Genomic DNA, 8826 nt, shown 5'->3' with positions numbered 1-8826 from the left:
TGTGCGCAACGCCATTGCAATGTCATTGGTGACCTGATCACCCGCAATAGGGATCACACCGGTGTGGCGAATAGAGCCGCCGGTAAAAATAGCAATATCTGTGGTACCGCCACCGATATCCACCATGCAGACACCAAGGTCTTTTTCATCTTCGGTCAATACGGCATAACTAGAGGCCAATTGCTCTAGCACAACGCCGTCGACTTCTAAGCCACAACGACGGACACATTTTTCTATATTCTGGATAGCATTAATGGCACCGGTGACCAAATGCACTTTGGCTTCTAAGCGAACACCCGACATACCCAAGGGTTCTTTAATGCCTTCCTGATTATCTATCAGGTATTCCTGCGGCAAGATATGCAGGATTTTCTGGTCAGCCGGAATAGCAACAGCACTGGCCGCATCAATGACACGCTCCAGATCATGATCCATCACTTCGCGATCACGCACGGCAACAATCCCGTGCGAGTTCAAACTACTGATATGACTGCCCGCAATGCCGACCGTTACCGAATGTATTTTGCAACCGGCCATCAGCTCTGCTTCTTCAACGGCACGCTGAATAGAACCCACCGTCGATTCGATATTAATCACAACACCGCGTTTTAATCCTCGCGATGGGTGCGAGCCGATACCGACAACCTCAATATGGCCATCCGGCATTACCTCGGCTACCAAGCACACCACTTTAGAGGTGCCGATATCCAGTGCGACGATCATGTTAGCATCTGACATTCTTTCTTAACCCGCCTTAACCTGTTCTTCAAGCTTACGCCACTTCACAGCAACACCATTGGTATAACGAATATCAACTTTTTCAATATGAGCAGCTCGTGAGGCCAACTCTTTTTTGTAGACATGTAAAAACCGTTGCAACCTTTCCCGCAATTGCTCTTTTCCCACAATAACTTCTATGCCATTATCCAAGACAAGTGACCAAGCACCACGAGCTTCCATTGAAAGCCCCGCCATTTTAACATTTGCGCCTTGAAATAGGCGGCTCAAATCATGATATTGCGCCATCAAATGTTGCGTTTCCGTTGCTGGCCCGTTTAAAACCGGCAAACTCAAATACTTGCCTGTCGTATTGGGCCAAAAAATATCACCCTGATGGTTTAACAGCCCTTTTTTCCCCCAGCGAGCTACCGGAATTTGCTCATCAACCACTACCTCTACAGCCGGTGGCCAATCACGCTTTATTTTAGCGCCATGCACCCAAGGCTCATCAAGTATTGTTTCTCTAAGCGATGATATATCCACATGCAACAATGGTGCATTAATTCCCACAGCCAACTTTTCAGCAAGCTGCCTCTTATTCAAATATTTGGTCTCACCTAAAACTCTAATTTGAGTAATAGGTTTATCCAACCATGTCATCACTTGCATATAACTACTAAACAGCAAGCTGCAAAAAATCAGAAGCGCCGTCAATATCAATAATGGTCGCCAATATTTTTCTGTTTCGCGCTCTGGCGCCAGCTCAGATGCTTGCTCAAGTACCGTACCATCACTTGCCGCTTGCGGCGGCAAAGATGACTGATCAAATACTTTTAGCTTCTGAAGACCAGCTGACATGTCAGTTAGCCTCTTTCAAAATTTCAACCACCAGCTGCTCAAAACTAATACCGGCTTGCTTGGCAGCCATTGGTACTAAACTATGATCAGTCATACCTGGCGTTGTATTAACTTCTAAGAGATAAAAATGCCCTTCTTTATCCTGCATAACATCGACACGCCCCCAACTCTTACAACCAATAGCGATAAACGCCTGTTCTGACAATCGGAGTAGCTCGCTATCTTTTTCTGGACTTAACGTGTCATCAAATAAATAGCGCGTATCATCCGCTTCATATTTCGCATCATAATCATAAAAGTCATGCGGGGTTTCCAAACGTATGGCTGGTAACGCTTGGTTATTCAAAATAGCAACCGTGAACTCTGCTCCAGTAATCCATTTTTCAGCAATAACACTTTGATCATAGCGGCATGCATCTTCCCAAGCAGACCTTAAATCTGATGCATTATCGACCTTATGCATACCGATGCTAGAACCCTCATGCGCAGGTTTGATCATCAAAGGGAAATCAAGTTCCGCAGCACAGAGCGATAAATCACTTTCTGAACGTAGTACCCTAAATGGCGGTGTAGGAAGGCCTGCACCAACAAATAACTGCTTGCTTCTTAGCTTATCCATACCTAAAGCGGATGCAGCAACTCGGCTTCCGGTATAAGGAATTGCCATCATTTCCAGCAAGCCCTGAATAACACCATCCTCGCCAACACGGCCATGCAGAATCAAAAAGGCAGCATCAATTTTTTCTTGTTGTAGCTGCTCAACAGGATTTAACTCTCCTGTTGGCCCATAAAGATCAAGTAAAAAGGCATTAACACCGGCTGCTGTCAGAGCATTATAAACAGCCTGACCACTGTTCAAGGAAACGGGACGCTCAGCTGAATTTCCGCCGTAAATAACAGCAACACGACCAAACATGTTTCTTTGTTGCTCACTAATCCGATATGTCATTCTTGCCCTCCAGTCAGATCAAGCCCCGATATCTGGTGCGCTAAAGCCGTAATATTCCCGGCACCCTGCGTAAGCAATAAATCACCAGGACGTAGAATATTTTTCAGCACTTCGGGTACTTCTTCTGCGGACTTAACATACACGGGCTCAACATTACCGCGCTGGCGTATGCTACGGCATAAACTACGACTATCGGCTCCAGCAATGGGCTCCTCACCTGCTGCATATACTTCCATTAACATTAACACGTCAACATCAGACAGCACCTGAACAAAATCTTCATACAAATCACGTGTACGCGTATAACGGTGAGGCTGATTAATCATCACCAGACGACGATCAGGCCAACCGGCTTTAACCGCTTTAATGGTTGCTTCAACTTCCCTTGGGTGATGCCCGTAATCATCCACCAACATGACCGAGCCACCTTCCACACTAAGCTCATCGAGCACCTGGAAGCGACGACCCACACCTGAAAACTGCTTAAGTGCAGTCGCAATTGCTTTACCATCAATCCCTTCATCAGTTGCAACGGCGATGGTTGCTAATGCATTAAGTACATTATGAACACCTGGCATATTGAGAGTAATATCAAGATCGCCATGCCCTTCTGGGCGCTTAACCGTAAAGTGAGTATGCATACCCGACTGGGTTATATTTACCGCCCGATAATCAGCGGATTCGTTCAAACCGTAAGTCACAACAGGGCGACTAATCTCTGGAAGAATCTCTCTAACAATTTCATCATCGGTGCACAAAACTGCCAAGCCATAAAACGGAAGGTTGTGTAAAAATTCGACAAAAGTACGTTTTAGTACATTAAAATCACCACCATAAGTATCCATATGATCGGCATCGATATTAGTGATGATAGAGACCATCGGCTGTAAATGTAGGAACGATGCATCACTCTCATCAGCTTCTGCAATCAAATAACGGCTAGCGCCCATACGCGCGTTAGTGCCCGCACTATTAAGCCGCCCACCAATAACAAAGGTAGGATCTAGGTCACCCTCAGCAAAAACGGAAGCAAGTAAACTTGTCGTAGTAGTTTTCCCATGCGTTCCTGCAACAGCAACGCCATGACGGTAACGCATCAATTCAGCTAACATTTCTGCACGACGCACTACTGGAATACGACCTTCTCGTGCAGCTTCTACTTCTGGGTTGCTATCATTGACAGCACTGGAGATAACAACAACATCAACACCTTGAATATTTTCTGGGGCATGGCCAATATGAATTTTGGCACCCATACCAACTAAGCGATCTGTTGTTACTGAGGCACGAATATCAGAACCAGAGATCTGATACCCCTGATTACATAAAACCTCAGCAATACCGCACATTCCTACTCCGCCAATACCGACAAAATGAATCGTGCGAATACGGCGCATCTCTGGAACTTCATATATGGTTGGCGCTTGTGATACAGAACTCATTTCATACTCTCCAGACAAATTCTAGCCACATCGATACTAGCATTAGGCTTAGCGACACCCCGCGCCTTTAATGCCATTTCAAGTAATGAGCTCCGATCAGTCTTGTTACGTAAAATTTTAACGAGATCATCCTTCTTTAAATCGGACTGCTGGATAATCCACGCAGCACCGGCCTCTTCAAGGTAACGTGCATTACCCGTCTGATGATCATCGACAGCAAAAGGGAAAGGAATTAACAATGCAGGCACACCCGCTATTGCTAACTCACTAACTGTTAGCGCACCAGAGCGACAAATAACTAAGTCAGCCCATCCATATGCTTCATCCATGTGTTCAATAAATGCATCTACACGTGCGGTTATATTAAGCGCACTGTACTTTTCTTGCGTGGTATCAAAGCTCTGCTTTCCTGTTTGATGCCACACGCATGGGCGTTCTTCTAAGCTTAATTCTGCTAATGCTTCAGGCACGATGTCATTTATAGCTTTCGCACCAAGGCTCCCACCAACGATTAACACATTGATAGCACCTTCTCGCTGGCTATAACGCATTTCTGGTTCAGGCAAATCTAGAATTGCACCTCGCACGGGGTTACCCGTTTGTTCAGTTTTAACTGAGCCTGAAAAAGCACCTGGAAAAGCTACCAAAATACGTTGCGCTAACTTTGCAGAAATACGGTTCGTCATACCTGCCACTGCGTTTTGTTCGTGAATAACTAAAGGAACCCCCAGCAAGCGAGCAGCGACAGCACCAGGGCCAGAAGCAAAACCTCCCATACCCAACACCATATCTGGTCTAACTTTACGTACAACCTTTACAGCTTGCCAAATAGCTTTTACCAACTTAAAAGGCGCCAACAACAAACTCAACCGCCCTTTACCACGTAACCCTTGTACATCGATGGTATGCAATTGAATACCCGCATTGGGGACAACACTCGATTCAATACCCTTTTGCGTTCCCATCCAATGAATCAATACACCCTGCTGCTCAAGACAACGAGCCGTTGCCAAAGCAGGAAAGACATGGCCTCCGGTTCCGCCGGCCATCACTAGTGCAGTTTTATGCATGCTCGAGTTTCTCCTCTTTTTGTTTTTGCGAAGAGAGCTTTTTTACAGGTGCTTTAGATTTTTTTTGTTTAGTGTTTGTAGCTTCAGACCTGCCAGCATCAGTTTTTTTAGCTGCTCTTAAACGCTTCAGCTCAAAATCTATGCGAATAATAATAGCGATCATTGCTGCACAAACTAACAAACTACTACCGCCATAACTTAGCAACGGCAACGTCAGACCCTTTGTAGGCAACGCTCCGACATTCACACCAATATTAATTAATGCTTGAGCGGCAAACACAAGGCCAAAGCCATATGCTACATAGCCCATAAAAAACTGTTTTTGCTTTTCGGCCTGACGCCCAATAAGAAAGATACGACATATCATAACGGCGTAAAGCACGACCACCAGCAAAGCACCGATCAAACCAAACTCTTCCGCTAATACTGAATAAACAAAATCGGTATGCGCTTCAGGTAAATAAAACAACTTCTGAACACTGTTACCTAAACCCGTGCCAAACCACTCACCACGACCGAAAGCAATTTGTGCTTGTGATAATTGGTAACCACTACCAAAAGGGTCCGCCCAAGGGTCTTGAAATGACTTGAGTCGTGCCATCCGGTAAGGCTGTGCAACGGCCATCACCATAATGAGACCGACAGCACACGAGAGCACCATGATGAACTGTGTAAACCGCATCCCGCCAAGAAATATCATTCCCATCACAGTACCCATTAAAACAACAGCAGCACCATAATCTGGCTCTCCCAATAACAGAGAAACAAAGAAAGCCAGCGGTAGTACAGGCTTTACTACACCACCCCAACTCGTTCTTACTTCAGATAAACGGCGCACTAAATACCCAGCGACATAAATAACCATACAAAACTTAGCAATTTCTGAGGCCTGTAAATTCAAAGGCCCTAAACGGATCCAGCGCTGGCTGCCGTTAACCTCTTTACCAATCCCTGGAATAAGCACCAGCAATAATAAAACAAAACCAACACCCAATAAGATCGGGCCATATTTTTCCCAATATTTAATAGGTATGCGTACAACAATGATTGAAGCAATTAACGCCAGTATGATAAAGATGCCGTGTCGTTGAGCAAAGAAAAATGGCCCTCCAAACTTTTCAGCGGCGACATCCATCGAGGCTGAAGTAATCATCACAAAGCCTGTCAACACTAATGTCACAGCTGTTCCCAACAACCACGGATCAAAAGGGGATACCCCCTGCTGGGGAAATGACAACCATTTCGGCTGCCCCAATGAGCTCAGCGCATTCATAAAGCATCCACTAACGCGACAAACTGATCACCACGCTGGGTGTAGTTTTTGAACATATCAATGCTTGCGCACGCCGGAGATAGCAACACAATATCACCCGGTTTTGCGACGTTCACAGCTTGTTGAACAGCCTCCTGCAGAGAAACTTGAATAGAAGATTCTACGCCTAAAAGCGTTTGGCTAATTTTATTAGCATCTTGTCCGATTAATACCACAGAACGCACAAAGCGCTTCACAGGTTTAATTAAGTCATCAAAGCTTGCACCTTTACCGTCACCTCCAGCAATCAACACGATTCGCTGGTCCGCGGATAAGTCGGCACCTAACCCGTCCAATGCAGCTACTGTAGCGCCCACATTAGTACCTTTGGAATCATTGTAAAAATCAAGACCGGTTTTATTAGCAACCCATTGGCAGCGATGTGCCAAACCACCAAAGGTTTTTAAGGTATCCAACATAACTGTCATAGGAATCTTCACAGCTTGCCCAAGCGCTAAGGCAGCTAATGCATTAGCAACATTATGACGCCCCGGCATTTTAATCTCGCGGCTAGGCAATAGCTTTTCATGACCAATAGCTAGCCATTCGACACCTGACTCTTCAAGTAAACCAAAGACCTTAAAGTCAGGTTTACTTAGCCTATAGCCGAATAGTTCAACATCTTTAGGAAGTAACGGATGTGTTAATGAATCATCACGGTTTTCAACAGCTGACATACAACCACGAAAGATACGGTGCTTCGCTTGATAGTAACCTTGCATGCCATCGTAACGATCCAAGTGATCAGGGCTGACATTTAAAACCGTCGCAACCTGAGCCCGTAAATCGTGTACCGTTTCCAATTGAAAGCTTGAAAGCTCTAATACATACAAAGACTGCTCACCTGCCGCTAACATATCTAAAACAGGCAAGCCTAAATTACCGCCAACACCTACATTAATACCCGCTGATTTCGCCATTTCGCCAACGAGCGTAGTCACGGTGCTTTTTGCATTTGAGCCCGTGATAGCAACAATCGGCGCACTGACTTCACGACAAAAAAGGTCAATATCGCCAACCAGAGAAACACCGCTAGCAACCGCCTCTTTGATGGCAGGTAATTGCTGAGAAACACCTGGGCTGAGAACAAGCTCGCTAGCCTGCATAAGATACTCAGGGTCAAGTATTCCTAAATGCAGGTCTACATCAGGAAACTCTGCTCTAATTTGCTCTAGATTCGGCGGGTTATTTCGTGTATCTACGAGTGAAAACCGAAAACCTTTTCTAGCCAAAAAGCGTGCACAGGAAAGCCCAGTCTGTCCTAAACCGATAACAACTTTTAACTGGTCTGATGTAATTAATGACATCGCATTTCCTGATAACCTATTTTTGACTACTTACGCTCTACACACGTTACAACTAATTTTTAGAGTGCAACTTTCAATATTTCTTAACGCACTTTCAACGTAGCAAGGCCTACCAATACTAAAATAACGGTGATAATCCAGAAACGAACGATCACTCTAGGCTCAGGCCAGCCCTTAAGCTCAAAGTGATGATGGATAGGCGCCATTCTAAATATTCGTCGCCCTGTCAACTTATAGGATGCTACCTGCAAAATAACGGAGACAGTCTCCATAACAAATACTCCGCCCATAATCACCAATACCAGCTCCTGGCGAACGACAACAGCAACAGTGCCCAATGCAGCCCCTAAGGCAAGCGCCCCAACATCACCCATGAATACTTGAGCTGGATATGTGTTAAACCACAAGAAACCTAACCCAGCCCCAACAATCGCACCACAGAAAACAATGAGTTCACCTGAGCCCGCAATGTAGGGAATATGTAAGTAATCAGCAAAACGAATGTGTCCACTAAGATAAGCAAATACCGCCAATGCTCCTGCAACCATAACCGTTGGCATAATAGCCAAGCCATCCAAACCATCCGTCAAGTTGACAGCGTTGGAGGTGCCGACAATCACAAAATAGGTAAAAACAATAAAGAAGATACCCATATCAATGGCAACATCTTTAAAAACAGGAACGATTAACTGTGTTTCTGCGGGGCTTTGCGCCGTGAAATACAAAACTAAGGCGGCACCCAACCCACCAACAGACTGCCATAAATATTTCCATCGAGCAGGAAGACCACGGGAGTTTTTTTCAACCACTTTACGCCAATCATCAACCCAACCAACGGCACCAAAAATTAAAGTAACGATCAACACGATCCATACATAACGGTTAGACAGGTCTGCCCACAATAAGGTACTGACTGCTATTGAAAGAAGAATCAGAGCACCACCCATCGTGGGCGTACCTGCTTTACTTAAGTGTGATTGAGGGCCATCGTTACGTACAGACTGTCCTATTTGCTTATCTTTCAAATAGCGAATCAATTTTGGGCCAATAAATAGAGAAATAGCTAACGCCGTCAATACACCTAAAATGCCTCGCAATGTTAAATATTTAAACACGGCAATTGCTGAAAAATGCTCTGATAAATAGTCAGCCAGAATTAACAACATAA

8 protein-coding genes are annotated in these 8826 nt (G+C 45.0%); all 8 read right to left on the bottom strand.

The window, feature by feature from the left end; genetic code table 11:
- Positions 1-738: cell division protein FtsA (ftsA, locus tag G511_RS0111855; RefSeq protein ID WP_028469812.1), on the bottom strand; the 738-nt coding region annotated here is incomplete at its 3' end.
- A gap of 6 nt (positions 739-744) precedes the next feature.
- Complete coding sequence (locus G511_RS0111850; protein ID WP_028469811.1) at positions 745-1578, bottom strand: cell division protein FtsQ/DivIB; 834 nt, start codon at positions 1576-1578, stop codon at positions 745-747.
- 1 nt (position 1579) lies between these two features.
- Positions 1580-2527, bottom strand: a complete 948-nt coding sequence (locus G511_RS0111845) for a D-alanine--D-alanine ligase (RefSeq protein WP_051221958.1) — start codon at positions 2525-2527, stop codon at positions 1580-1582.
- Entirely contained in the window at positions 2524-3969 is a 1446-nt protein-coding gene (murC, locus tag G511_RS0111840; RefSeq protein WP_028469809.1) for a UDP-N-acetylmuramate--L-alanine ligase, read from the bottom strand. Before murC ends, G511_RS0111845 begins: the two co-directional genes overlap by 4 nt.
- Positions 3966-5039 carry an undecaprenyldiphospho-muramoylpentapeptide beta-N-acetylglucosaminyltransferase gene (gene murG / locus G511_RS0111835; RefSeq protein WP_028469808.1) on the bottom strand — a complete coding sequence of 358 codons (1074 nt, stop codon included), beginning with the start codon at positions 5037-5039 and terminating at the stop codon, positions 3966-3968. The genes murC and murG overlap by 4 nt, the downstream gene beginning before the upstream one ends.
- Positions 5032-6312 (bottom strand): putative lipid II flippase FtsW, encoded by a 1281-nt coding sequence (gene ftsW / locus G511_RS22725; protein WP_051221955.1) that lies wholly within the window; start codon positions 6310-6312, stop codon positions 5032-5034. Before ftsW ends, murG begins: the two co-directional genes overlap by 8 nt.
- Positions 6309-7658 carry a UDP-N-acetylmuramoyl-L-alanine--D-glutamate ligase gene (gene murD, locus G511_RS0111825; protein WP_028469807.1) on the bottom strand — a complete coding sequence of 450 codons (1350 nt, stop codon included), beginning with the start codon at positions 7656-7658 and terminating at the stop codon, positions 6309-6311. Before murD ends, ftsW begins: the two co-directional genes overlap by 4 nt.
- Before the next feature lie 83 nt (positions 7659-7741).
- Positions 7742-8824, bottom strand: a complete 1083-nt coding sequence (gene mraY / locus G511_RS0111820; protein WP_028469806.1) for a phospho-N-acetylmuramoyl-pentapeptide-transferase — start codon at positions 8822-8824, stop codon at positions 7742-7744.
- Between the last annotated feature and the right edge of the window lie 2 nt (positions 8825-8826).

Origin of the sequence: Neptunomonas japonica DSM 18939 (assembly GCF_000422765.1) — a bacterium.
Taxonomy (GTDB): Bacteria; Pseudomonadota; Gammaproteobacteria; order Pseudomonadales; family Balneatricaceae; genus Neptunomonas; species Neptunomonas japonica.
This window is presented reverse-complemented; position numbering and strand designations above follow the sequence as displayed.

Excerpts from the sequence above, each read along its gene's own strand:
- mraY (WP_028469806.1), bottom strand. The coding sequence starts at position 8,824 with ATGTTGTTAATTCTGGCTGACTATTTATCAGAGCATTTTTCAGCAATT.
- ftsW (WP_051221955.1), bottom strand. The coding sequence starts at position 6,312 with ATGAATGCGCTGAGCTCATTGGGGCAGCCGAAATGGTTGTCATTTCCC.
- murD (WP_028469807.1), bottom strand. The coding sequence starts at position 7,658 with ATGTCATTAATTACATCAGACCAGTTAAAAGTTGTTATCGGTTTAGGA.
- G511_RS0111845 (WP_051221958.1), bottom strand. The coding sequence starts at position 2,527 with ATGACATATCGGATTAGTGAGCAACAAAGAAACATGTTTGGTCGTGTT.
- G511_RS0111850 (WP_028469811.1), bottom strand. The coding sequence starts at position 1,578 with ATGTCAGCTGGTCTTCAGAAGCTAAAAGTATTTGATCAGTCATCTTTG.
- murG (WP_028469808.1), bottom strand. The coding sequence starts at position 5,039 with ATGCATAAAACTGCACTAGTGATGGCCGGCGGAACCGGAGGCCATGTC.
- murC (WP_028469809.1), bottom strand. The coding sequence starts at position 3,969 with ATGAGTTCTGTATCACAAGCGCCAACCATATATGAAGTTCCAGAGATG.